A 25972-nucleotide genomic window follows, 5' to 3' on the forward strand; every position below is an offset into this window, starting at 1 on the left:
TAGCGCGGTGGTCCCACCTGACCCCATGCCGAACTCAGAAGTGAAACGCCGTAGCGCCGATGGTAGTGTGGGGTCTCCCCATGTGAGAGTAGGGAACTGCCAGGCATCAAACAAGTGAAGAGGCCATCCGCAAGGATGGCCTTTTTGCGTTTCTGCCCTGCACAAACTAATCCCCCAACGCCCTGCTTATACGGTAAACTACCTGCGTTTTTGCATCAGGATAGCGTCTATGAACCACTCCCTTAAGCCCTGGAATACCTTTGGCATTCAACGTAATGCTAACCAAATTGTACGTGCCGATACTACACAGCAGCTGCTGGATGCATGGCAAAACGCGAAAGAAAATAACGAACCCGTACTGATTCTGGGCGAAGGAAGCAATGTCCTGTTTCTCGACGATTTCTCGGGCACGGTGATCGTTAACCGCATCATGGGCATTGATGTGGAAGAGCGCGCCGATAGCTGGCATCTGCACGTGGGCGCCGGAGAAAACTGGCATCACCTGGTGCAATTTACCCTCGAAAAAGGGATGCCGGGTCTGGAAAACCTTGCACTGATCCCAGGCTGCGCCGGATCGTCACCCATTCAAAACATCGGTGCCTACGGCATCGAGCTGAAAAATGTCTGTGAATATGTCGACTGCATAGAACTGGCGACCGGAACGGCTAAGCGCTTAACGGCAGAGCAGTGTCGTTTTGGCTACCGTGACAGTATCTTCAAGCATGAATATCAGGATCGCTACGTGATTGTCGCCGTAGGCCTGCGTCTGCCAAAGAACTGGCAGCCGGTGCTGACCTACGGTGATTTAACGCGGCTCGATCCGGCTACCGTCACCCCCCGCGACGTATTTGACTCAGTTTGCCATATGCGAATGACCAAACTTCCCGATCCGAAAGTAAACGGAAATGCAGGAAGCTTCTTCAAAAACCCGGTTATTAGCAGCGAAAATGCAAAAGCCTTCCTTGAGGGATGGCCCACTGCGCCACATTATCCTCAGGCAGATGGCAGCGTGAAGCTGGCCGCAGGCTGGCTGATCGATCAATGCCAGTTAAAAGGCACGTCCATAGGTGGCGCTGCCGTTCACCAGCAGCAGGCTCTGGTACTGATTAATCAACGCGATGCGACCAGCGATGATGTTGTACAGCTGGCGCATTATATTCGTCAGCGTGTGGGCGAAAAGTTTAACGTCTGGCTGGAGCCAGAAGTCCGCTTCATTGGTCGCTCAGGTGAAGTGAATGCCGTGGAGACCATTGCGTGAAGGACAATACCATTCCGTTAACCCTGATTAGCATCCTTGCTGACGGGGAGTTTCACTCTGGCGAGCAGCTGGGCGAGCAGCTTGGCATGAGCCGTGCCGGCATTAACAAGCATATTCAGACTCTCCGCGACTGGGGCGTCGATGTGTTCACGGTGCCGGGAAAAGGCTACAGCCTGCCGGAGCCCATTCAATTGCTGAATGAAGACATCATCCGCAGCCAGCTTGGACACGGCAATGTTGCGGTGCTGCCGGTGATTGATTCGACGAACCAGTATCTTATGGATCGGCTGAGTGAACTTTCATCCGGAGATGCCTGCGTTGCTGAATACCAGCAGGCTGGTCGTGGCCGTCGCGGCCGCAAATGGTTCTCGCCATTTGGCGCCAATCTCTACCTGTCTATGTACTGGCGTCTGGAGCAGGGGCCTGCCGCAGCCATTGGCCTCAGTCTGGTCATTGGTATCGTCATGGCGGAAGTGCTGCACGATCTGGGTGCCGATCGGGTGCGCGTTAAGTGGCCAAACGATCTGTACCTCAACGATCGTAAACTTGCCGGTATTCTGGTCGAACTGACGGGCAAAACCGGTGATGCGGCGCAAATTGTCATTGGCGCGGGGCTCAATATGGTGATGCGTACTGTCCAGAACGACGTGGTGAATCAGGCCTGGACCAATCTCCAGGAGGCGGGGATCGTTATCGATCGTAACACCCTTGCCGTGCGCATGATTAAAGAGCTGCGCAGCTCACTCACGCTTTTTGAACAGGAAGGCCTGGCACCGTTCCTGTCTCGCTGGGAAAAGCTGGATAACTTCATCAACCGTCCGGTGAAGCTGCTGATTGGTGATAAAGAAATCTACGGGGTTTCCCGCGGCATTGACGCACAGGGCGCGCTGCTTCTGGAGCAGGATGGCGCGATCAAGCCCTGGGTGGGCGGTGAGATTTCCCTGCGAAGCGCCGAATAACCGGATGGAGTGAACGATGCGAAAATCCGTCTGCGCTACCTGCTGGTGCGGATTTCAGCGCAATAATAACGCTCTGACTATCCCCTCTCCCCTGTGGGGAGAGGGTTAGGGTGAGGGGTAAATCAGTTACTGCGGATACGGTACCCAGTCCCCGCCGTTCAGGCGAACGTACGGTTTGTTTTGATACTGAATCACCACCGCGTTGGCGTTCTCGGAAACTTCTGCCGTTTGCGGCAGGTTGCTGATGAGCTGATCCCAGTTCACGCTATCTTCCACAAACAGCTTCCCGTCAACAGCGCGGGCAACCAGTTCTGAAATCGCCAGATAGCTGCTTGGCTGGGTAATCTCAATCGGTGCGCCCTGGTGCGGAGCCTTCATTCCAAAGAATTTAATGCCTGCAGGCACGTTGGTAATGGACGGGCTTGGGATATCGCGCAGGCCAGATACCTGCATTCTGTCGCCTTTCAGCGCGCCACCGTGCTCAGGTACCACTACCACCATCACTTTACGGCCAGATTTTTCCAGCTCCGTGAAGAACGCGTCCAGCTCGTCGAAGAATTTCTGCGCCCGCACTTTATAATCCGCCGTTTTGCTCACGCCCGGGAAGTGGTTACCGTCGTGAAGCGGCAGGGTGTTATAGAACGTTGCACTGCGCGGATTACTGTCTTTTTCGATGGTCTGCAGCCAGCGCTGCAGCACGGCGGTATCGTCATAAACCGGCGAGCCGTCGAAGCCCAGCAGCGTAACGGGAAGACCGGTTTGATCCATCAGCGGCGCCTGCATGCCGCCCTGTTCACGTACCTCTTTCAGGAAGTTACCGAACTGGCCGTTATGCCCCAGCATCAGGTGCTGCGTAAAGCCCAGCTTCGCGAGGTTATCGAACAGATAGCACTGGTTGCCGGCGGGCTGATAGAGGTTTTTATGCGATGTCTGACCGCAGCTTGCTCGCAGCAGGCGGATTGCCGCCGGGCCGCTGTACGAGGTGGCAGAGTTAAAATCTTTAAACTGGATGTCAAAGTGGGACCACAGCGGGTGAGACATCAAACCGGCGGCATCCACGTCGGCCCAGGAGAGGGAACAGATGTTAATCACCAGCAGCTCAAACGGCTGCGCATCGGCTGGCAGCGCGTCCGGGAATTTCGTCTGTCGCTTATCTTCAGCGGTATAGAAGCTGGAGAGCCAGGCATTAAGATTGGTGGAGGTCGGCGGTGCGGTCTGCGTTGGAATATCGCCCACCACCGGCGTATCGCCTGCCGTCGTAACGGTAGCCGCTGCGCTTCCTCCCGTTGTGGTCACCGTTGTCGTCGGCTGGCCGGCAGGCCACAGAGAAAAGCCTGGCCCCGCCAGCGTCAGAACGTTCAGCCAGATCATAATGGCGACGACAAACACCGTGACGCGGATCCACTGAGTCAGGAACAGCCAGGCAACCAGCAGGACAAAGACGGCGCCAATCATCTGCCAGTTAATGAAACGCTCAACCAGGTCAAGCATATAGTCTGCACTGAAGCCCGCGACCTGCGATCCCTGGCTCATTATGCTTTCCGGACCAGGCAGCCAGGTATCGTGCCAGAACAGCGCAAAGCCGATGGGGATGGCCACCCAGTGGCGTAACCGATGCAGCCTGATGTTCGGCAAAGGCATCAGCAGGAAGGCCATAAACACCAGGTTAAGCAGGGGATGGAAATTCAGATAGCCTGCCCAAAGCAGACCAAACTTCACCAGAAAGTAGAAGTTCCAGCCGGAAAGGCCGCGCCAGTATTGCCAGAGCGGCGAGGGTGACGAAGCGGTATAGGAAGAATTAGTCATGTTTACGGTCTGCCTTGACGTGTGATGCCCGTGTCAGTGTTCCGGCTGGTTTAACATAGCGAGGTTTTACAAACATCACTCTGGCCGTATCACGGATACGGCGTATGGAATGGCGCGCATAGTAGCCAAGCGGGAAAAAGATCAGCGCACAGAATACGACAAGTTGAATGATATCGCTGATATTCATGATGATGCGTTCTCCCCATTCTCAGTTAATAAGCGAAGGGGTTCCGGAACCCGACGCCAGACGTGTCCGTCATGTCTGGCGTTGAGGATCGGTTTTACATCGCTCGTGATTGCGAGCGGTTTAACCCATTGTTCAGGCTGGAGCGCGCGCATCTGCACCAGCTCTGCGCTAATAGCATTATCTTCGAACCAAATCATACGGTTCGAGAAAATATCGCCGGTAGGCAGGGGGAAGATGTGGTTAAGCGCGGTATCAAGATCGTTGACCCGGCAAAACGACAAAAACAGCACCAGGCGATTGTCGCCAATGGTCATGATGTCACCTGTACGGTTCGGGCGGCATAAGGTTAGCGCCTGCTCAACGCGAATGCCCGGGACCGGCCGCAGGGCAACCATAACCCCTTTCCCGTCTGCCGGAAGTAACGTGTTGCTCATCATGTTGCCGACGGCATCGCAGAACGTATCCCATTTCTGGTAGCCACGCAGCTTCATAGGCTGGGTCATGGAGAGCAGCGTGGAGATATCTTCCGGTACATGGCGGCTGAACTGCTGGCCCTGAACGCTTTCAATGAGCGTCAGGCAGCGTGACAGTGGCGCATTCCAGGGGATAACCATATTTGCCCCGCAGCCCAGAAGCAGACGCTCATCGGTGGCGCGCAGGCTGGTATTATTTTCGCGCACCACAATTTTTAACGCGCTGCCGCGCTGGCGGCGCAGGGTGTGAATTTGTCTCGCCAGCGTCTCAATCTGATTATTTTGCATCAACGAGAAAACAAGGGTGGCTGCCTGAGTGGTACGGGCTTCATGAAAAAGCGCTTCGTTAGACTCAAACAGCGACCAGTTTTCCGAAAGCGCGGGCGCGCCCTCTAAAACCGCAATATGGCTCAGGATGCGCTTTTCATCGCTGCGCGGCTGCACCACGGTTTCTTCCTGCTGTGCCAGGTGCCATTTCCCCTCAATATGTTTAAGGGTCAGCTGTTGCCTGGCGCTTACGCCCTTTTCATTGCACCAGAAGGCAATATCGTAGAGATAGCTGCCTGCCTGGTCACGAAGACTTGCCAGTCCGAACAGGGAGCGATATTCACCCATTAAAAGTGAGAACAGCTTGTCATTATTACTGCCGGGGTTGACGACCAATAGCGTGCAATTTTGAAACTTGGCCCATTTATTGATTTTTTCCAGCCACGGCAGCAGTTTTTCAGCAGGAATATTTTGCAGTATGTTATTTGCGCATTTAAGAATCACTAAGTAGTGATCCGGATCAATAGAGCACTGAACGTCGCGGGACAAAAAGTATAGACTATCCGCTTCCGCTGACATGGAAAACAAACGTACTTTCTGGGGGCCGCTGTCACTTTCCAGCGTAATAATTTTCTTTGGCTCTTCGCCCATGCTAATGACGGCCACGCGGGAATCCTTATCCTGAGCGGCAATTGTCTGGTTTACCAGGCTGATAGCGTCTTCATTACGATCCGTATTAATCCACCAGACTCCACCGACTGGCATGTGGCTCAATTCGTCCCATAATGACTGGATGCCAATAGAAAATATGGAGTCCACGATGTCCCTCTTTTCGTCTAATTTGCCTGTATCTCAGTTTACTAGCGAAAGCATAGAAATAAACCTAACATTGAAATTAAAGAACATCAGATTTAGCATGTAAATGAAATTTGTCGGGGCAGGACGCCCCGCAACTTCCGAGCGTGCGTTTTTCCTCAAAGGGATGGAATAAGAATGGATAATAACGAACCTGGAACCCCAGTCGACTCGACTCTGGGTTACACATTCCAAAACGATTTTCTGGCGCTTGCGCAGGCCTTTTCACTACCTGAAATAGATTACACCGATATTTCCCAGCGGGAACAGTTGGCCGCGGCTATTAAACGCTGGCCGTTATTAGCTGAATTCGCCCATCAACATTAAGGGAGCCATTGATGGCCATACTCGGATTACAGGGCGTCCGTGGCGGTGTGGGTACCACATCTGTTACCGCGGCGCTGGCGTGGTCATTACAGCTTTTAGGTGAATCGGTGCTGGTGATTGACGCCTGCGCCGATAATTTGCTGCGTATGTCGTTCAACGTCGATTTCACTCGCGAAGAGGGCTGGGCCCGCGCGCTGCTTGATGACAAAGACTGGCGGGATGCGGGTCTGCGCTATACCTCCCAGCTGGATTTATTGCCTTTTGGCCAACTGACCACCACAGAACGCGAGAATGAAGCCGCCTATCAGCGTCTGTTTTCGCAGTTCACGCTTGCGCTGCAGAGCCTGAAAGAAAAGGGTCACTACCAGTGGATCCTGCTGGATCTGCCGCACGGCGCCGGGACGCTGACCCGGCAGCTCATCGCCCAGTGCGACCATGTGCTTTCCATCGTGAACGTCGATGCGAACTGCCATATTCGCCTGCATCAGCAGGGGCTGCCTCAGAACGCGCATCTCCTGATTAACGATTTACGTATCGGTAGCCAGATTCAGGACGATCTTTATCAGGTGTGGCTGCAAAGCCAGCGCCGCCTGCTCCCCATTGTGATTCATCGGGATGAGGGAATGGCGGAATGCCTTGCCTCCAAGCAGCCGCTCGGTGAATACCGCAGCGACTCGCTGGCAGCAGAAGAGATCCTGACGCTGGCTAACTGGTGTCTGCTGAACTTCGCCAGCAAGGCGGAGCCGGCAGGGAGTTCGGTATGAGTCGACTCGCCAGCTGGCTTCTTATCCCGCCGGTCAGTTCGCGTTTGAGCGACCATTACCGGCACTTTCGCCGGCATGGTGCTCCGGCATTCAGCGCCGCGCTCGGCTGTTTCTGGCTGATTCTGGCCTGGACGTTCATTCCGCTTGAACACCCGCGCTGGCAGCGAATCCGTGCGCGCCGCGGCGAATTATACCCACACATCAACTCCGACCGGCCACGGCCATTGGATCCGGCGCGCTATCTTATTCAGGCCGTCTGGCTGGCGATCTCGTCATCCCGAACGGAGAAAATAACGCCGCACTGGCGCAGCTATTCCCGTGTACAGCAGTTACGCGAACGCTATCACCAGTGGCTGGATAAACTGCCCAATAGCGTCAGCGATAAGACCAGCCATCTGGATAACCATAAAGAGCTCGGGCACCTCCACCCGGGCTTACGGCGTTTTATTCTCGGCGTGATTGTCGTGTTCTCGCTCATTCTGGCGCTGGTCTGTATTACGCAACCTTTCAACCCCCTGGCGCAGTTCACCTTCCTGATCCTGCTGTGGGGCGTGGCGTTGCTGGTTCGCCGTATTCCGGGCCGCTTCTCGGCGCTGATGCTGATTGTGCTGTCGCTGACGGTTTCCTGCCGCTACATCTGGTGGCGTTACACCTCAACGCTGAACTGGGACGATCCGGTCAGCCTGGTGTGCGGTCTGGTGCTGCTGTTTGCTGAGACCTACGCGTGGATAGTGCTGGTACTGGGCTATTTCCAGGTGATCTGGCCGCTCAACCGCCAGCCGGTTCCGCTGCCTAAAGACACTACGCAGTGGCCGACTGTCGATCTCTTCGTCCCGACCTACAACGAAGATCTGAGCGTGGTGAAAAACACCATTTATGCCGCGCTGGGCATCGACTGGCCGAAAGATAAGCTCAAAGTCTGGATCCTGGATGACGGCAACCGTCCGGCGTTTCGCCAGTTTGCGGAAGAGGTCGGCGTCGAGTACATCGCCCGTCCGACTCACGAGCACGCGAAGGCCGGGAATATTAACAACGCCCTGAAGTATGCCACCGGTGAGTTCGTCTCGATCTTCGACTGTGACCACGTGCCGACGCGCTCGTTCCTGCAGATGACCATGGGCTGGTTCCTGAAAGAGAAAGAGCTGGCAATGATGCAGACGCCGCACCACTTCTTCTCGCCGGACCCGTTTGAACGTAACCTTGGCCGCTTCCGTAAAACCCCGAACGAAGGCACGCTGTTCTATGGACTGGTGCAGGACGGGAACGACATGTGGGATGCCACCTTCTTCTGCGGCTCCTGTGCGGTTATCCGCCGTAAGCCGCTGGATGAAATTGGCGGTATTGCCGTTGAGACGGTGACCGAAGATGCGCACACCTCTCTGCGCCTGCACCGCCGGGGCTATACCTCTGCCTACATGCGTATTCCTCAGGCCGCCGGTCTGGCGACGGAATCACTCTCGGCGCACATTGGCCAGCGTATTCGCTGGGCGCGCGGCATGGTGCAGATTTTCCGCCTCGATAACCCGCTGATAGGCAAAGGGCTCAAGCTGGCGCAGCGTCTCTGCTACGTCAACGCCATGTTCCACTTCTTGTCCGGTATCCCGCGGCTGATCTTCCTGACCGCGCCGCTGGCGTTCCTGCTCCTTCACGCCTATATCATCTACGCCCCCGCGCTGATGATTGCGCTGTTCGTTCTGCCGCACATGATCCACGCGAGCCTGACGAACTCGAAGATTCAGGGCAAATACCGCCATTCGTTCTGGAGTGAAATCTACGAAACGGTGCTGGCGTGGTACATCGCGCCGCCGACGATGGTCGCGCTGATTAACCCGCATAAAGGGAAATTCAACGTCACCGCGAAGGGTGGTCTGGTGGAAGAGGAGTACGTCGACTGGGTGATCTCCCGCCCGTACATCTTCCTCGTGCTGCTGAATATTGTCGGCGTGATCGCCGGTATCTGGCGCTACTTCTACGGCCCGGAAAACGAAATTCTGACCGTCTTCGTGAGTATGGCCTGGGTGTTCTACAACCTGATTATCCTCGGCGGCGCGGTGGCGGTGTCGGTGGAGAGTAAACAGGTTCGTCGCGCGCATCGCGTTGAAATCTGCATGCCTGCGGCAATCGCCCGTGAAGATGGTCACCTCTTCTCCTGTACGGTGCACGACTTCTCTGACGGTGGTCTGGGGATCAAAATCAACGGCCAGGCGAAAGTGCTGGAAGGGCAGAAGGTTAACCTGCTGCTTAAGCGCGGCCAGCAGGAGTACGTCTTCCCGACGCAGGTTGTGCGTGTGGCAGGCAGTGAGGTGGGTCTGCAGCTGATGCCGCTGACCAAAAAGCAACATATTGATTTTGTGCAGTGTACGTTTGCCCGTGCGGATACATGGGCTCTCTGGCAGGACAGCTTCCCGGAAGATAAACCTCTGGAAAGCCTGCTGGATATTCTGAAGCTGGGGTTCCGTGGCTATCGTCACCTTGCAGAATTTGCCCCGTCGTCGGTGAAATTAATTTTCCGGTCACTTACTTCGCTGGTTTCCTGGGTCGTGTCGTTTATTCCTCGTCGTCCTGAACGGGATGAGGCGAAGCAGGCGGACCCGGTTATGGCTCAACAATGATGATAACGCGATGAAAACAAAACTTTCCTGGTTATGTGCAGTGGCAATGGGAGTGAGTGCCCTCCCCGCAACAATGGCTAACGCAGCACCCGGTAACGCAGCGGCTACGCCTGCGCCGACGGTACCCGTGGTCGCGCAGGCAACCGATCCGGTTGTCACGGCGGCACCCGGTCAAACAGAAAACGTCATTCCGAACCAGCCAACGGAGGGGAACACCCTGCCGGCCGGGAACCCGGTCATCGGGCAGGTCATGCCGGGCGTGCCCGGGGCTAACGCGCCCGTTGTCGCGGATAATGTGCCGTCGCGGGACGTGAAGCTGACCTTCGCGCAAATCGCGCCGCCGCCGGGCAGCATGGTGCTGCGCGGCGTCAACCCTAACGGCAGCATTGAGTTTGGTATGCGCAGCGATGAGGTTGTTTCGAATGCGGTACTGAACCTTGAATACACCCCGTCACCCTCCCTGCTGCCGACGCAGTCTCAGCTGAAGGTCTATCTCAACGATGAGCTGATGGACGTTCTGCCGGTGACCAAAGAGCAGCTGGGTAAGAAAACGCAGGCGCAGGTGCCGATTAACCCGCTGTTCATCACCGACTTTAACCGTATCCGTCTGGAGTTTGTTGGCCACTACCGCGATGTCTGTGAAAACCCGGCCAGCAACACGCTGTGGCTGGACGTCGGGCGTAACTCCTCGCTGCAGATGACCTACCAGCCGCTGGCGCTGAAAAACGATCTGTCGGCGTTCCCGGTTCCGTTCTTCGACCCGCGCGATAACCGTCCGCTCACGCTGCCGATGGTGTTTGCATCGTCCCCTGACGTGACCGAGCAGCTGGCGGCGACCATTGTGGCCTCCTGGTTTGGCTCCCGCTCCGGCTGGCGCGGTCAGAACTTCCCGGTGATGTATGACAAAATGCCGGACAGAAACGCGATTGTCTTTGCAACCAACGCGAAGCGTCCAGGCTTCCTGCGCGACCACCCGGAAGTCAAAGCGCCAACCATTGAGATGGTAAGCCACCCGGATAACCCGTACGTGAAGCTGCTGGTGGTCTTTGGTCGTGATGATAAAGATCTGGTCCAGGCCGCGAAGGCGATTGCCCAGGGCAACGTCCTTTTCCGCGGCAATAGCGTGGTGGTGGACGACGTTAAGCCGCTGCTGGCGCGTAAACCTTATGACGCGCCAAACTGGGTGCGTACCGACCGCGCCGTGACGTTTGGTGAACTGAAAACCTATGAAGAGCAGCTGCAGGCCTCCGGCCTTGAGCCATCGCCGATTAGCCTGTCGCTGAACCTGCCGCCGGATCTGTACCTGCTGCGCACCAACGGCATTGATATCAATCTCAACTACCGCTATACCGCGCCGGCGACGAAAGACAGCTCGCGCATGGATATCAGCCTGAACAACCAGTTCCTGCAATCGTTCAGCCTGCAAAGTACCCAGGACACTAACCGTCTGATGCTCCGCCTGCCGGTGCTGCAGGGGCTGCTGGACGGTAAAACGGACGTCTCTATTCCGGCGCTGAAGCTTGGCGCAATCAACCAGCTGCGTTTCGATTTCCAGTACATGAACCCGATGCCCGGCGGTTCGGTGGAGAACTGCATCACCTTCCAGCCGGTACAGAACCACGTTGTGATCGGCGATGAATCGACCATCGACTTCTCGAAGTACTATCACTTCCTGGCGATGCCGGATCTGCGCGCCTTTGCTAACGCGGGCTTCCCGTTCAGCCGCATGGCCGATCTCTCTGAATCCATTGTGGTGATGCCAAAAGCGCCAAACGAAGGCCAGGTGACCACCCTGCTCGACACCATGGCAACCGTCGGCGCGCAAACCGGATTGCCGGCAATTAACGTCACGTTGACGGACGATGGCAGCCAGATCCAGAACAAAGATGCGGACATTATGGTGATCGGCACCATCCCGGATAAACTGAAGGATGAAAAACGTATCGATCTGCTGGTAAAAGCCACCGAGTCCTGGGTTAACACGCCGCTGCGTCAGACCGAGTTCCCGAGCATTATGCCGGACGTGAACGACCGCAAGGCCAGCGCGCAGACGGCCGTAACCTCTCAGGGGGCAATGGCTGCGGTGGTGGGCTTCCAGTCTCCTTACAACGACCAGCGTAGCGTGATAGCCCTGCTGGCGGACAGCCCGCGTGGCTATGAACTGCTGAATACCGCGATGAACGACAGCGGTAAACGTGCTGCGATGTTTGGTTCTGTGTCGGTGATCCGCGAGTCCGGCGTCAACAGCCTGCGTGTGGGTGATGTGTACTACGTCGGCCATCTGCCGTGGTTCGAGCGCCTGTGGTATGCGCTGTCTAACCATCCGGTTCTGCTCGCCATCCTGGCTGCGGTCAGCGTGGTCTTGCTGGCATGGGTGCTGTGGCGTCTGCTGCGCATCATCAGCCGTCGTCGCCTTAACCCGGATGAGTAAGACGTGATGAAAGCCTTTCGCTGGTGTTTAGTCGCAGCGTTGATGCTGGCGGCGATCCCGCTTCGCGCCGCCTGCACCTGGCCTGCCTGGGAGCAGTTTAAAAAGGGTTACATCAGCGAGGGCGGGCGCGTCATCGATCCGAGCGACACGCGCAAAATTACGACGTCGGAAGGGCAAAGCTATGCGCTGTTCTTTGCCCTGGCCGCTAACGATCGCAAGGCGTTTGACCTGCTGCTGGCGTGGACGCGCGATAACCTTGCCAGCGGCAATCTCAACGATCGTCTGCCCGCCTGGCTCTGGGGGCAGAAAGACAAAGAAAACTGGGGGGTGATTGATACCAATTCCGCCTCAGATGCCGATGTCTGGATTGCCTGGTCGCTGCTGGAAGCGGGCCGGCTATGGAAAGACCCGGGCTATACCCAAACGGGCAAGGCACTGCTAAAACGCATTGCCAGCGAGGAAGTGGTAAAAGTGCCGGGGCTCGGCTCAATGCTGCTTCCCGGTAAAGTCGGCTTTGCCGATGAAAACGCCTGGCGCTTTAACCCCAGCTACCTTCCTCCACAGCTAGCGAGCTACTTCACCCGCTACGGTGCCCCGTGGACCACGCTGCGCGAAACCAATCTGCGGCTGCTGCTGGAAAGCGCGCCGAAGGGATTCTCGCCAAACTGGGTGCAGTATCAGGAAAACAAAGGCTGGCAGCTACAGCAGGATAAAACGCTGGAGGGGGGCTATGACGCCATCCGTGTCTATCTTTGGGTTGGCATGATGAGCGATAAAGATCCTCAAAAGGCCCGGCTGCTTACGCGCTTCCAGCCAATGGCGGCAAAGACAATCAAACAGGGCGTGCCGCCGGAGAAAGTGGATGTGGCGACGGGTAAACACACCGGCAATGGCCCGGTCGGGTTCTCTGCCGCGATGCTGCCGTTTTTACAGCAGCGCGATGCCCAGGCGGTTCAGCGCCAGCGCGTGGCAGACCATTTTCCCGATAACAATGCCTACTACAGCTATGTATTGACTCTTTTTGGTCAGGGATGGGATCAGCATCGTTTTCGCTTCACCGCTAAGGGTGAATTAATACCGGATTGGGGCCAGGAATGCGCAAGTTCACAGTAAATCTACTCACTCTATCGCTTGGGCTGGCACTGATGCCGCTGGCGCAGGCCGTTAACTCTCCGCAGCAGAAACAGCTGCTGGAGCAGGTTCGGCTGGGCGAATCGACCCATCGTGAGGATTTGGTTCGTCAGTCGCTCTACCGTCTTGAGCTGATCGACCCGAACAACCCTGACGTTATTGCCGCCCGCTTCCGCTACCTGCTGCGCCAGGGCGATAACGCCGGCGCGCAAAAAGAGCTGGATCGCCTGAAGGGGATGGCCCCGGACTCCAGCGCTTACCAGTCCTCACGCAATACGATGCTACTTTCCACCCCGGATGGCCGCCAGCAGCTTCAGCAGGCGCGCTTACTCGCCACCACAGGGCACACGCAGGAGGCGATAGCCGCCTATGACAAGCTCTTTGACGGCAACCCGCCGGGTGGCGACGTGGCGACGGAATACTGGAATGTGGTGGCGAAAGATCCTGCCCGTCGCAATGCGGCCATTAACCAGCTGAAAAAAATAAACAGCAGCAGCCCAGGGAATACCCAGCTGCAGACCACGCTGGCCCAGCTTCTGTTCCAGAACGGACGCCGCTATGAAGGCTTTGCGGTGCTTCAGGAGATGGCTAAATCTACCGGCGGCCGCAGCCAGGCGTCTGATATGTGGTATGAGCAGATCAAAGACCAGCCTGCCAGCAGCGCCAGCGTCACCGCGCTGCAAAAATACCTGACCGTCTTCAGCGACGGCGATAGCGTCGCGGCGGCGCGCGCCCAGCTTGAGGCGCAGCAAAAGCAGCTCGCCGATCCGGCGTTTCGCGCGAAAGCGGAAGGGCTGGCGGCGGTGGATGCCGGGCAGGGAGGTAAGGCGGTGGCGGAGCTGCAAAAAGCCGTCAGCGCCAACCATGCCGACAGTGAAGCTGTGGGAGCCCTGGGACAGGCCTATTCCCAGAAAGGTGACCGCGCCCGCGCGGTGGCACAGTTAGAAAAGGCGATTGCCCTCGATCCGCAGAGCGATAACCGCGGGAAATGGGACAGCTTGCTGAAGGTTAACCGCTACTGGCTGCTGATCCAGCAGGGTGATGGGGCGCTGAAGGCGAATAACCCGGCGCAGGCGGAGCGTTACTATCAGCAGGCGCGCAACGTCGACAATACCGACAGCTACGCGGTGCTGGGGCTGGGAGATGCCGCCGCCGCGCGTAAAGATAACGACGCGGCGGAGCGTTATTATCGTCAGGCGCTGCGGATGGACAGCGGCAACAGCAATGCGGTTCGTGGCCTTGCCAATGTTTACCGCGCGCAGTCCCCGGAGAAAGCCTCGCAGTTTATCCAGTCGCTCTCCGCCAGCCAGCGCCGGAGCATTGATGATATTGAGCGTAGCCTGACTAACGAGCAGCTTTCCGCCCAGGCTGAACAGCTGGAGAGTCAGGGGAAATACGCCCAGGCGGCAGAAATTCAGCGTCGCCGTCTGGCGCTCTCGCCCGGCGACGTCTGGATAACCTATCGTCTCTCGCGCGATCTCTACAGCGCGGGCCAGCGCAGCCAGGCGGATACCCTGATGCGCCAGCTTGCCAGCCAAAAACCGTCTGACCCGGATCAGGTCTATGCCAACGGGCTCTATCTTTCCGGAAACGACCAGGACCGGGCCGCGCTGGCGCATCTGGATACCCTGCCGCGCAGCCAGTGGAACGGCAATATTCAGGAACTTGCCGACCGTCTGCAAAGTAACCAGGTGCTGGAGACCGCCAACCGCCTGCGCGACAGCGGCAAAGAGCAGGAGGCGGAAAATCTTCTGCGTCAGCAGCCTGCCTCCACCCGCATCGACCTGACCCTGGCGGACTGGGCGCAGCAGCGTGGCGATCTGAACGCGGCGAAAACGACGTACAGCGCCGTCCTGCAGCGTGAGCCGCAGAACGAGGACGCGATCCTCGGTCTGACCGAGATTTACAGCGCGGAAGGTAACAAAGAGGCCGCCCGTGCAGAGCTCGCGAAACTGCCCGCCGGGCAAAACGGCCAGCCGCTGTCGCTTAATATGCAGCGCCGGATCGCGATGGCGCAGGCAGGCCTGGGCGATTCCGCTGCCGCAGAACAGACCTTCAGCAAAATTATTCCGCAGGCCAAATCGCAGCCCGCCTCCATGGAAAGCGCGCTGGTGCTGCGTGATGCTGCCCGCTTCCAGACGCAAAACGGCCAGCCGCAGCAGGCGCTGGAGACGTATAAAGATGCGATGGTGTCCTCCGGCATCACCACGACGCGTCCGGTGGACAATGACAGTTTCACCCGTCTGACGCGTAACGATGAAAAAGATGACTGGCTGAAGCGCGGCGTGCGCAGTGACGCCGGTGATTTGTACCGTCAGCAGGATGTTAACGTCACGCTCGAGCACGACTACTGGGGCTCCAGCGGCACGGGCGGCTATTCCGACCTGAAAGCGCATACCACCATGCTCCAGGTAGATGCCCCGCTCTCTGACGGGCGCATGTTCTTCAGAAGCGATCTGGTCAACATGGACGCCGGCACCTTTGATAACAATAACGGCACTTACGACCCTAAATGGGGGACCTGCTACGACACGCCGTGTAGCGGCAACACCAGCCAGAGCGACAGCGGCGCCAGCGTCGCCGTCGGCTGGCAGAATAAAACCTGGGCGATGGATATTGGTACCACGCCAATGGGCTTCGACGTCGTCGACGTGGTGGGCGGTATCAGCTACAGCAGCGATTTAGGCCCCATTGGCTATACCGTCAACGCCCATCGTCGGCCTATCTCCAGCTCTCTGCTGGCGTTCGCCGGGCAAAAAGATACCAATACCGGCACAACCTGGGGCGGCGTGCGCGCGACGGGCGGCGGGGTAAGCATCAGCTATGATAAAGGCGAGGCGAACGGCGTCTGGTCAAGCCTGAACGCGGAAACGCTGACCGGTAAAAATGTGGAAGATAACTGGCGCGTCCGCTGGATGACGGGCTACTACTACAAGCTCATTAATAAAAATAACGAGCGTCTGTCGGTCGGCGTCTCCAATATGCTCTGGCACTACGATAAAGATCTGAGCGGCTATTCCCTCGGCCAGGGCGGCTACTACAGCCCGCAGGAGTATGTCTCCTTCGCGCTGCCGGTGACCTGGCGTAAGCGCACGGAAAACTGGTCCTGGGAGCTGGGTGGCTCGGTGTCCTGGTCCCACTCCAAAACCAAAGACGAGCTGCGTTACCCGATCCAGAGCCTGATCCCGACCGATGAGCCAGGCCGCTATACCGACCGTGGCGCGATGGAAACCGGCAGCTCCTCCTCCGGGACGGGTTATACCGCGCGGGCGATTATCGAACGCCGGGTCACCTCCAACTGGTTTGTGGGCATGGGCGTGGACATTCAGGAAGCGAAAGACTATACCCCAAGCCATGCGCTGATTTATGTGCGTTACTCTGCTGCAGGCTGGCAGGGCGATATGGACTTACCGCCGCAGCCGCTTATTCCTTACGCGGACTGGTAATCGGATTTTCCTTAATCCATTTGTAAGTCTCTCTTAATAGCGCGGCAATCGGGTATACTCAGGCGCGCCAGGTTTACACCCTGGCGCGCCCTGCGCTTCGAGTTTTGTGGAGAGTCATTTTGCGTGTCAGCCGTTCCTTAACGATCAAACAAATGGCGATGGTCTCAGCCGTCACTATGCTGTTTGTACTGCTCTTCTGCGTAATTTTGCTGTTTCATTCCGTACAGCAGAATCGCTATAACACGGCTTCGCAGTTAGAAAGTATCGCCCGCTCGGTGCGCGGCCCGCTCTCCGCCTCGATCCTGAAAGGGGATATTCCCGAAGCGGAAACCATCCTAAAACGCATTCAGCCAGCCGGCGTCGTTAGCCGCGCCGATGTCGTCTTGCCCAACCAGTTCCAGGCGCTGCGGATGAGCTTTATCCCGGAGCGTCCCGTCCCGATGATGGTGATGCGCCTGTTTGAGCTGCCGGTGCAAATTTCTCTGCCTGTCTATTCGCTTGAACGCCCTGCTAATCCGCAGCCGCTGGCCTACCTGGTCCTGCAGGCGGACTCGTACCGGATGTATAAATTCGTCATGAGTTGGGTGGTTACGTTAGTGACCACTTGCTTACTTATGACCCTTATCATCAGCGTAGCGTTGACGTGGTGTATAAACCGCCTCATTGTCCACCCGCTGCGCCGTATCGCCCGCGAACTGAACGGGCTTACGCCGCAGGATCAGCTGGGGCACCAGCTTGAGCTGCCGCGCCTGCATCAAGACGATGAGATCGGGATGCTGGTGCGCAGCTACAACCTCAACCAGCAGCGCATCCAGCGTCATCAGGATGAGCTAAACAACAGCGCCACGCGCTTCCCGGTGTCGGAATTACCTAATAAAGCATTTTTGATGGCAATGCTGGAGCAGACCGTTGCGCGGCAGCAAACCACGGCGCTGATGGTGATTGCCTGTGAAACCCTGCAGGACACGGCGGGCGTGCTCAAGGAGAGCCAGCGTGAAATGCTCTTGCTGACGCTGGTGGAAAAGGTGAAGTCCGTCCTTGCCCCGCGCATGGTGCTGACGCAGGTCAGCGGTTACGACCTGGTGGTGATAGCCAACGGCGTGAAAGAGCCGTGGCACGCTATCACATTAGGTCAGCAAGTACTCACTGTCATAAATGAGCGGCTGCCCGTTCAGGGTATCCAGCTTCGTCCAAGCGCCAGTATCGGTATCGCCATGTTCTACGGTGATTTAACGGCGGAGCAGCTGTACCGCCGCGCGTTCTCGGCGGCGTTTACCGCCCGGCGCAAAGGGAAAAATCAGATCCAGTTCTTCGACCCGGAGCAGATGGAAAAGGCGCAGCAGCGCCTGACGGAAGAGAGCGATATCCTGACCGCGCTGGACAACCGTCAGTTCGCCCTCTGGCTACAGCCGCAGGTGAATTTACAGACGGGGGAAGTAAAAAGCGCCGAGGCGCTGCTCCGCGTGCAGCAGCCGGATGGCTCATGGGAGCTGCCGGAGGGGCTGATTGAGCGCATCGAATCCTGCGGTCTGATGGTTACCGTAGGCTATTGGGTGCTGGAGGAGTCCTGCCGCCAGCTTGCCGCCTGGCAGGAGCGCGGCGTAACGCTGCCGCTGTCGGTCAATCTGTCAGCGTTGCAGCTTATGCATCCGACGATGGTCTCCGAGATGCTGGAGCTGATCCACCGCTACCGGATCAAGCCTGATACGCTGACGCTGGAAGTGACGGAGAGCCGACGCATTGACGATCCTAACGACGCGGTGGCCATCCTGAAGCCGCTGCGCAATGCCGGCATTCGCATCGCGCTGGACGATTTTGGCATGGGATACGCCGGGCTGCGTCAGCTTCAGCACATGAAAACCCTGCCGGTGGACGTGCTCAAAATCGATAAATCGTTTGTTGACGGGCTGCCGGAGGACAGCAGCCTGGTGCAGGCCATCGTCCAGATGGCGCGCAGCCTCAACCTGCATCTTATTGCCGAGGGGATTGAAACCGAAGCGCAACGCGCCTGGCTGGCAGAGGCGGGCGTCGAGAGCGGCCAGGGCTACCTTTTTGCCCCCGCGGTGCCGCCGGATGTCTTCGAGCAGCGATACCTTTCTGGCGCTGACCATAACGCAAAAGTGTAATTTTGTTGCTGGCTTGTGCGAGCCAGTTCAAAGTTCTTAACATTTGTGTTTCAAATTTGAACTGAGTTTATTTCTGTCCTGTTATACGGGTGTTATTTTAGAGCCGCAGGTTAACCATAACCTTACAAAGCCTGTGGTTTTTCTTCCCAAGGACACCCTATGAAAACCTCACTCTTCAAAAGTCTTTATTTCCAGGTCCTGACAGCCATCGCCATCGGTATTCTGCTGGGTCACTATTACCCGGAGCTGGGCGCGCAAATGAAACCGCTTGGCGACGCGTTCGTTAAGCTCATTAAAATGGTCATCGCCCCGGTGATCTTCTGTACGGTGGTAACGGGCATCGCTGGCATGGAAAGCATGAAGGCGGTGGGCCGTACCGGTGCAGTGGCGCTTCTCTACTTTGAAGTGGTCAGTACCCTTGCGCTGATAATTGGTCTGGTCATCGTCAATGTGGTGCAGCCTGGCGCGGGTATGAACGTTGACCCCTCTACGCTGGATGCCAAAGCGGTCGCGGTCTATGCCGAACAGGCCAAGGATCAGGGCGTGGTGGCCTTCCTGCTGGACGTCATCCCCGGCAGCGTCATCGGCGCCTTCGCCAGCGGAAACATTCTGCAGGTGCTGCTGTTTGCCGTGATGTTTGGCTTCGCCCTGCACCGTCTGGGCAGCAAAGGCCAGCTTATCTTCAACGTGATTGAAAGCTTCTCGCAGGTCATCTTTGGCATCATCAATATGATCATGCGCCTGGCCCCGATCGGCGCCTTCGGTGCGATGGCCTTCACCATCGGCAAGTATGGCGTTGGCACGCTGGTGCAGCTGGGCCAGCTGATCATTTGCTTCTACATCACCTGTATTCTTTTCGTGGTGGTGGTGCTGGGCTCCATCGCCCGTGCGACAGGCTTCAGCATTTTCAAATTCATTCGCTACATTCGCGAAGAGCTGCTGATTGTTCTGGGGACCTCCTCTTCAGAATCGGCGCTGCCGCGTATGCTCGATAAGATGGAAAAGCTCGGGTGCCGTAAATCGGTGGTCGGCCTGGTGATCCCGACGGGGTACTCCTTCAACCTTGACGGTACCTCGATATACCTGACGATGGCGGCCGTGTTTATCGCCCAGGCGACCAACAGCCATATGGATATTTTCCATCAAATCACCCTGCTGGTGGTGCTCCTGCTCTCCTCTAAAGGGGCGGCGGGCGTGACGGGCAGCGGCTTTATCGTGCTGGCGGCCACCATTTCTGCGGTGGGGCATCTGCCGGTGGCGGGTCTGGCGCTAATTCTTGGTATTGACCGCTTTATGTCTGAGGCGCGTGCCCTCACCAACCTGGTGGGTAACGGCGTGGCAACGGTGGTGGTCGCGAAATGGGTGAAAGAGCTGGATCACAAGAAGCTCAACGATACGCTGAATAATCGCGCGTCTGATAGCAAAAATCCTGGTTTAACCTCCTAATCTTGTCACAATTGCCCGCATTCCCTTGTCGGGATGCGGGCTCCTGCGCATAATAACTGTTCATACCTGTCATAATTCGACAAGATTTTTTTTGGGTATATTTCACTTCGGACCGTGACGTTTTGCCGAACGCGCGGTCTAATCGACGTGTTTTCATCGTCATCTTTTAGAGTGAAGCGCGTCGCGAGACACTCTTTTTAACCAGGAATGTTGATCAGGGGTTCACATGCAGGGCACAAAAATTCGACTCTTAACCGGCGGTTTGCTGATGATGGCAGCAGCCAGTTATGTGCAGGCAGATGCGCTCCAGCCAGACCCGGCCTGGCAACAAGGCACGTTAGCGAACGGTTTTCAGTGGCAGGTGTTATCTACTCCACAGCGTCCCAGCGATCGTATTGAAATCCGTCTGTCCGTTAATACCGGTTCCCTTACGGAAAGCACTCAGCAAACCGGTTTTAGCCATTTTATTCCCCGTCTGGCGCTCACGCAGAGCGGCAGCTTGCAGGCAGTACAGGTGCGTTCGCTGTGGCAACAGGCCATCGATCCGAAACGCCCCCTTCCTCCGGCTGTGGTCTCCTATGACTACACCATGTTTAACCTGAGCCTGCCAAATAACCGTAACGACCTTCTTAAAGAAGCCCTTACCTATCTCTCCGATGCCTCTGGCAACCTGGCGATCACGCCGGACACCGTGAACTACGCGTTGAGTAACAGCGACATGGTGGCGACCTGGCCTGCGGATACCAAAGAGGGCTGGTGGCGCTACCGTCTGAAAGGCTCAACGTTGCTGGGGCACGACCCGGCGGAGCCGCTGAAGCAGCCGGTGGACGTCGAACAGGTAAAATCGTTCTACCAGAAATGGTACACCCCGGACGCGATGACGCTGATCGTCGTCGGCAATGTGGACAGCCGCGCGGTGGTTGAGCAGATCAACAAAGCGTTTGGCGATCTGAAGGGCAAACGCGAAACGCCAGCCCCTGTCCCGACGCTCTCTCCGCTGCGCGCCGAGCCCGTCAGTATTATGACGGACACCGTGCGCCAGGACCGGCTCTCCGTGATGTGGGATAACGCCTGGCAGCCTATTCGCGAGTCCGCGGCGCTGCTGCGCTACTGGCGTGCCGATCTGGCGCGTGAAGCGCTGTTCTGGCACGTTCAGCAGACGCTCAGCAAAAACAACGTTAAGAACATTGGCCTTGGCTTTGACTGCCGCGTGCTGTTCCAGCGTGCGCAATGTGCCATTAACGTTGAATCGCCGGGCGATAAGCTAAATGCGAATCTGGGCGTGGTGGCGAAAGAGCTGGCAAAAGTGCGTAAAGAGGGGCTCTCTGAAGAGGAGTTCAACGCGCTGGTAGCCCAGAAAAAACTGGAGCTGCAGAAGCTGTTTGCCACCTACGCTCGCGCCGATACTGACATTCTGATCAGCCAGCGTATTCGCTCTCTGCAGAATCAGGTTGTCGACATTGCGCCTGAACAGTACCAGAAGCTGCGTCAGGACTTCCTGAACGGTCTGACCGTGAATATGTTGAATCAGGATTTACGTCAGCAGCTGTCGCAGGATATGGCGTTGATCCTTCTGCAGCCGAAAGGCGAGCCGGAATATGACATGAAGGAACTTCAGAAGACCTGGGATTCCATTATGGCCACCGCGTCGCAGCCGGCGCAGGCGGCAACGGCTGATGATCTACACCAGGACGCGTCGGATATTCCGCAGGGGCAGTAATGCTTAAACATTCCCTCTCCCACAGGGAGAGGGTTAGGGTGAGGGCATCAGCCCGCACCTTACTTAAACAGGCATCGCCTCGCGCGGAATAATCGCCCCGCGATACTGAATCACGGTGCTGGCCGTCAGGTGCCCACGCTGTGCCGCCGCTTCCGGAGTTCCCCCGGTCAGGCGTACCGCCAGGTAGCCCGCGCTGAAGGAATCCCCCGCCGCGGTGGTATCAATCACTTTCTCTTTGGCCAGCTTCACCGCAGGGACCTCAGCCACCGCTTCACCCGCAATCGCGACCAGGCACGACTCCGCGCCGCGCTTAATCACCACTTCGCTCACGCCTGCTGCGTGCGTGCGGGCAATCACGTCCTCTACCGGCTTTTCACCCCACAGGGCGTCTTCATCGTCGAGCGTCAGGAAGGCGATGTCCGTGCACTGCAGCATCTGCTGATAAACCTGCTGCGTCTCTTCGCGGCTGGCCCACAGGCGCGGGCGGTAGTTATTATCGAAAATCACCTTCCCGCCGTTGGCGCGACATTCGCGCAGCAGCGAGAGCAGCTTTTCGCGGCTGGTCGGGCTTAAAATCGCCAGGCTAATGCCGCTCAGATAGAGATAGTCAAACGTCGCCAGCTCTTCGCAGATGGCTGCGGCAGCATCGCTCTCCAGCCAGAATTTGGCCGCCGCTTCGTTACGCCAGTAATAAAACGTGCGTTCGCCGGTGCTGTCGGTTTCGATGTAGTATAGCCCTGGCAGGCGGTTTTCCATACGCTGGATCAGCGAGGTTTCTACACGTTCACTCTGCCAGGCTTCCAGCATCTGCTGGCTGAAGCTGTCCGTACCAAGGGCGGTGACGTAGTTCACGGTGAGTGCCTCAGGCGCAACCTGACGGGCAATGTAAACCGAGGTGTTTAACGTATCGCCACCAAATCCGCGGCTGACTTCCGCGCCTTTTTGTGACAGCTCAATCATACATTCGCCAATCACGGCAATTTTTTTGGACATAGTCGTGAACCTGAACAGAAGAATTTTCAGCAGTGTGCGCTGAGTGAATTAGATGGTCAACTATATTAAAACGACGTTCCATTATTTTATTTGAGCCAGCGCGTGTTCCGGCAAATTTCTGTCATCTTAATTTCATTTTCGCGGTGAATTGAACATAAAGTTCTCAATTGTCGGGCCGATAACCCATTGACGAGTCCAGAAAGGCCATCCCAACAACAGGACATCTGAAATGAAGTCAGAGCAGGTTATCCAGCGGCTGAGCACTACGCCTGAAGCAAGTATTGAGAACTTGCAGGAGCATCGCTACTGGCTGCAATGCGAGCGTGCGTACACTTATCAGCCGATCTACCGAACGGACGGTCGGCTGATGGCAATTGAGATTTTGACCGTCGTCACGCACCCGTCAAACCCTTCCCAGCGTATCGCGCCGGATCGCTATTTTGCCGAAGTTGCCGTTCGCCAGCGTCTGGACGTGCTGGAAGAGCAGCTCCGTATGCTGGCGACGAAACAGGCCTTTTTCGAGCAGCATACTATCCTTGCCTCGGTTAACGTGGATGGCCCAACTCTGCTGGCGCTGCGCCAGAACGCGAAGCTGCAGGAGCTGATCGCCACCCTGCCGTGGCTGCGCTTTGAGCTGGTGGAGCACGTGCGCCTGCCTCAGGATTCCTCGTTTGCGTCGATGTGTGAATTTGGCCCGCTGTGGCTGGATGACTTTGGCACCGGTATGGCGAACTTCTCGGCCCTCAGCGAAGTGCGCTATGACTACATCAAGGTGGCCCGCGATCTGTTCATCATGCTGCGCCAGACCCCGGAAGGGCGGAATCTGTTTACGCTGTTATTGCAGCTGATGAACCGCTATTGCCAGGGCGTGATCGTTGAAGGCGTAGAAACGCTGGAAGAGTGGCGTGATGTGCAAAACTCTCCCGCAGCGGCGGCGCAAGGCTATTTCCTCTCTCGTCCCGTGCCGATGGATCGCCTCGAAAGCGTCAGAACGACCCTCTGATAACCCCGCTTCCCTTTGTCTGGACTATAGTTTTACAGGACAGGTCATCAGGAAAGGGGATAAAAATGACAAAAACAACCAGGGTCATTTCCTGGATTACAGGGATTTTCTTGTTGTTGATCGCGATCGTTGTCGTCATCATCGCGACGTTTGACTGGAACCGCCTTAAGCCGACCATCAACCAGAAAGTCTCAACTGAGCTGAACCGTCCCTTCGCCATTCGCGGCGATCTGGGTGTGGTATGGGAGCGTCAGAAAGAGGAGACCGGCTGGCGAAGCTGGATCCCCTGGCCGCACGTCCACGCCGACGACATTATTCTCGGCAACCCGCCGGATATCCCCGAAGTGACCATGGTGCATCTGCCGCGCGTGGAAGCCACGCTGGCGCCGTTAGCGCTCCTGACCAAAACCGTCTATCTGCCGTGGATCAAGCTCCAGCAGCCCGATGCACGTCTGATCCGCCTCTCTGAAAAAAACAATAATTGGACGTTTAACCTTGCCAGCGACGGCGAAAAAGATCCGAATGCCCAGCCCTCGTCGTGGTCATTCCGTCTGGACAATATTCTTTTCGATCGCGGGCGGATCGCCATCGACGATAAGGTCAGCAAGGCGGACGTGGAGATCCTGGTCGATCCGCTGGGCAAACCGCTGCCGTTTAGCGAAGTTACGGGCAACAAAGCGAAAGGCGATAGCGCCAAAGCGGGTGATTATGTCTTCGGCCTGACGGCAAAAGGGCGTTACAACGGCCAGCCGCTGACCGGGAAAGGGAAAATAGGCGGCATGCTGGCGCTCCGGAGCGAAGGCACGCCGTTCCCGGTGCAGGCGGATTTCCGCTCGGGGAATACGCGCGTGGCGTTTGTGGGGACGGTGAACGACCCGATGAACATGGGAGGCGTCGATCTGCAGCTCAAGTTCGCCGGTGACTCGCTGGGTGAACTGTATGAACTGACCGGCGTACTGTTGCCCGACACCCCGCCGTTCGAAACGGACGGGCATCTGGTTGCCAAAATCGATAGCGAAAAATCGTCCGTTTTTGACTACCGGAATTTCAACGGCCGCATCGGCGACAGCGATATTCACGGCACGCTGACCTACACCACCGGGAAACCTCGGCCCAAACTGGAAGGGGATGTCGAATCCCGCCAGCTGCGTCTGGCCGATCTTGGCCCGCTGATAGGCGTGGATTCGGGCAAGGGGACAAAGTCAAAAGAGGTCAAAAAGGACGTTCAGCCTGCGGGCAAAGTGCTGCCTTACGATCGCTTTGAAACCGACAAATGGGACGTGATGGATGCAGATGTGCGCTTCAAAGGACGCAAGATTGAGCATGGCAGCACGCTGCCGCTGAGCGATCTCTCGACGCATATCATCCTGAAAAATGCCGACCTGCGCCTGCAGCCGCTGAAGTTTGGCATGGCGGGCGGGACGATTTCCTCCAACATTCACCTGGAAGGCGATAAGAAGCCGATGCAGGGGCGAGCGGAGATCCAGGCCCGTCGATTGAAGCTGAAAGAGCTGATGCCGAACGTAGAGCTGATGCAGAAAACCCTCGGTGAAATGAACGGCGATGCGGACATTCGCGGGGTGGGAAATTCCGTGGCGGCGCTGCTGGGCAGCGGCAACGGTAACCTGAAGCTGCTGATGAACGACGGTCTGGTCAGCCGCAACCTGATGGAGATCCTGGGGCTGAACGTCGGTAACTTTATCATCGGGCAAATCTTTGGCGATGACGAGGTGCGGGTGAACTGCGCGGCAGCAAATGTGGATCTGGTTAACGGCGTGGCGCGCCCGCAGATTTTTGCCTTCGACACGGAAAACGCGGTGATTAACGTGACCGGCACCGCCAGCATGGCCTCCGAGCAGCTGGATTTGACCATCGATCCGGAAAGTAAGGGGATTCGTATTATTACCCTGCGCTCGCCGCTTTACGTGCGCGGGACCTTTAAAAATCCGCAGGCGGGCGTCAAGCCCGGGCCGCTGATTGCGCGTGGCGCGGTGGCCGCAGCCCTCGCGACGCTGGTTACCCCGGCCGCTGCGCTGCTGGCGTTGATTTCGCCGTCAGAAGGCGAGGCGAATCAGTGCCGGACGATTTTGTCGCAGATGAAGAAGTAGCTCCCTTTCTCCCTCTCCCTGTGGGAGAGGGATCCCCACAAATTAATGCGTGCAGTGAAC

General features: G+C 57.2%; 17 protein-coding genes and 1 rRNA gene. 14 read left to right on the forward strand and 4 right to left on the reverse strand.

From position 1 onward, the window contains the following. The 3 genes from rrf to birA all read left to right on the forward strand — a co-directional run. Positions 1-105: ribosomal RNA gene (gene rrf, locus UTO39_RS21000) — 5S ribosomal RNA — on the forward strand; the annotation flags it as partial. Between the two features lie 124 nt (positions 106-229). Further along, positions 230-1258, forward strand: coding sequence for a UDP-N-acetylmuramate dehydrogenase (gene murB / locus UTO39_RS21005; protein WP_320728007.1), 1029 nt, complete (start codon positions 230-232; stop codon positions 1256-1258). Then, entirely contained in the window at positions 1255-2217 is a 963-nt protein-coding gene (birA, locus tag UTO39_RS21010) for a bifunctional biotin--[acetyl-CoA-carboxylase] ligase/biotin operon repressor BirA (protein ID WP_320728008.1), read from the forward strand. The genes murB and birA overlap by 4 nt, the downstream gene beginning before the upstream one ends. 126 nt (positions 2218-2343) lie before the next feature. Here the strand turns inward: birA and bcsG are convergent, their stop codons facing one another. The 3 genes from bcsG to bcsE are packed head-to-tail and all read right to left on the reverse strand — an operon-like array spanning position 2344 to position 5769. Beyond that, positions 2344-4023, reverse strand: a complete 1680-nt coding sequence (gene bcsG, locus UTO39_RS21015; protein ID WP_320728009.1) for a cellulose biosynthesis protein BcsG — start codon at positions 4021-4023, stop codon at positions 2344-2346. Beyond that, positions 4016-4210: a cellulose biosynthesis protein BcsF gene (gene bcsF, locus UTO39_RS21020; RefSeq protein WP_072201618.1), complete on the reverse strand. Its 195-nt coding sequence runs from the start codon at positions 4208-4210 to the stop codon at positions 4016-4018. Before bcsF ends, bcsG begins: the two co-directional genes overlap by 8 nt. Continuing rightward, a complete protein-coding gene (bcsE, locus tag UTO39_RS21025) occupies positions 4207-5769 on the reverse strand; it encodes a cellulose biosynthesis c-di-GMP-binding protein BcsE (protein ID WP_320728010.1) in 1563 nt (520 codons plus the stop codon). The genes bcsF and bcsE overlap by 4 nt, the downstream gene beginning before the upstream one ends. Positions 5770-5943: 174 nt before the next feature. On the opposite strand from bcsE, the gene bcsR reads away from it, so the two are divergent. The 9 genes from bcsR to UTO39_RS21070 all read left to right on the forward strand — a co-directional run bounded on the left by bcsR (position 5944) and on the right by UTO39_RS21070 (position 21808). Next, the gene (gene bcsR, locus UTO39_RS21030) at positions 5944-6132 is read left to right on the forward strand and encodes a cellulose biosynthesis protein BcsR (RefSeq protein WP_061096789.1); all 189 of its coding nucleotides are present in this window, start codon (positions 5944-5946) and stop codon (positions 6130-6132) included. A gap of 11 nt (positions 6133-6143) precedes the next feature. After that, positions 6144-6896, forward strand: coding sequence for a cellulose biosynthesis protein BcsQ (bcsQ, locus tag UTO39_RS21035; RefSeq protein WP_061096790.1), 753 nt, complete (start codon positions 6144-6146; stop codon positions 6894-6896). After that, complete coding sequence (gene bcsA, locus UTO39_RS21040) at positions 6893-9508, forward strand: UDP-forming cellulose synthase catalytic subunit (RefSeq protein ID WP_320728011.1); 2616 nt, start codon at positions 6893-6895, stop codon at positions 9506-9508. Before bcsQ ends, bcsA begins: the two co-directional genes overlap by 4 nt. 10 nt (positions 9509-9518) lie before the next feature. Continuing rightward, positions 9519-11939 carry a cellulose biosynthesis cyclic di-GMP-binding regulatory protein BcsB gene (gene bcsB / locus UTO39_RS21045; protein WP_061096792.1) on the forward strand — a complete coding sequence of 807 codons (2421 nt, stop codon included), beginning with the start codon at positions 9519-9521 and terminating at the stop codon, positions 11937-11939. 6 nt (positions 11940-11945) lie between these two features. After that, positions 11946-13052: a cellulose synthase complex periplasmic endoglucanase BcsZ gene (gene bcsZ / locus UTO39_RS21050; RefSeq protein WP_320728034.1), complete on the forward strand. Its 1107-nt coding sequence runs from the start codon at positions 11946-11948 to the stop codon at positions 13050-13052. Next, a complete protein-coding gene (gene bcsC / locus UTO39_RS21055) occupies positions 13034-16516 on the forward strand; it encodes a cellulose synthase complex outer membrane protein BcsC (protein WP_320728012.1) in 3483 nt (1160 codons plus the stop codon). Before bcsZ ends, bcsC begins: the two co-directional genes overlap by 19 nt. Before the next feature lie 119 nt (positions 16517-16635). Continuing rightward, a complete protein-coding gene (hmsP, locus tag UTO39_RS21060; protein ID WP_320728013.1) occupies positions 16636-18642 on the forward strand; it encodes a biofilm formation regulator HmsP in 2007 nt (668 codons plus the stop codon). A 159-nt stretch (positions 18643-18801) separates the two neighbouring features. Beyond that, a complete protein-coding gene (locus UTO39_RS21065) occupies positions 18802-20088 on the forward strand; it encodes a dicarboxylate/amino acid:cation symporter (protein WP_028014754.1) in 1287 nt (428 codons plus the stop codon). Between the two features lie 226 nt (positions 20089-20314). Beyond that, positions 20315-21808, forward strand: coding sequence for a pitrilysin family protein (locus UTO39_RS21070; RefSeq protein WP_320728014.1), 1494 nt, complete (start codon positions 20315-20317; stop codon positions 21806-21808). A gap of 63 nt (positions 21809-21871) precedes the next feature. Here the strand turns inward: UTO39_RS21070 and UTO39_RS21075 are convergent, their stop codons facing one another. After that, the gene (locus UTO39_RS21075; protein WP_320728015.1) at positions 21872-22801 is read right to left on the reverse strand and encodes a sugar kinase; all 930 of its coding nucleotides are present in this window, start codon (positions 22799-22801) and stop codon (positions 21872-21874) included. A 229-nt stretch (positions 22802-23030) separates the two neighbouring features. Here UTO39_RS21075 and pdeH point away from each other — a divergent pair, with 229 nt between their 5' ends. Beyond that, a complete protein-coding gene (gene pdeH / locus UTO39_RS21080; RefSeq protein ID WP_266179786.1) occupies positions 23031-23804 on the forward strand; it encodes a cyclic-guanylate-specific phosphodiesterase in 774 nt (257 codons plus the stop codon). 65 nt (positions 23805-23869) lie between these two features. After that, the gene (locus UTO39_RS21085; protein ID WP_320728016.1) at positions 23870-25912 is read left to right on the forward strand and encodes an AsmA family protein; all 2043 of its coding nucleotides are present in this window, start codon (positions 23870-23872) and stop codon (positions 25910-25912) included. Positions 25913-25972 lie beyond the last annotated feature (60 nt).

Origin of the sequence: Enterobacter sp. 118C5 (assembly GCF_034107645.1) — a bacterium.
GTDB lineage: Bacteria > Pseudomonadota > Gammaproteobacteria > Enterobacterales > Enterobacteriaceae > Enterobacter > Enterobacter nematophilus.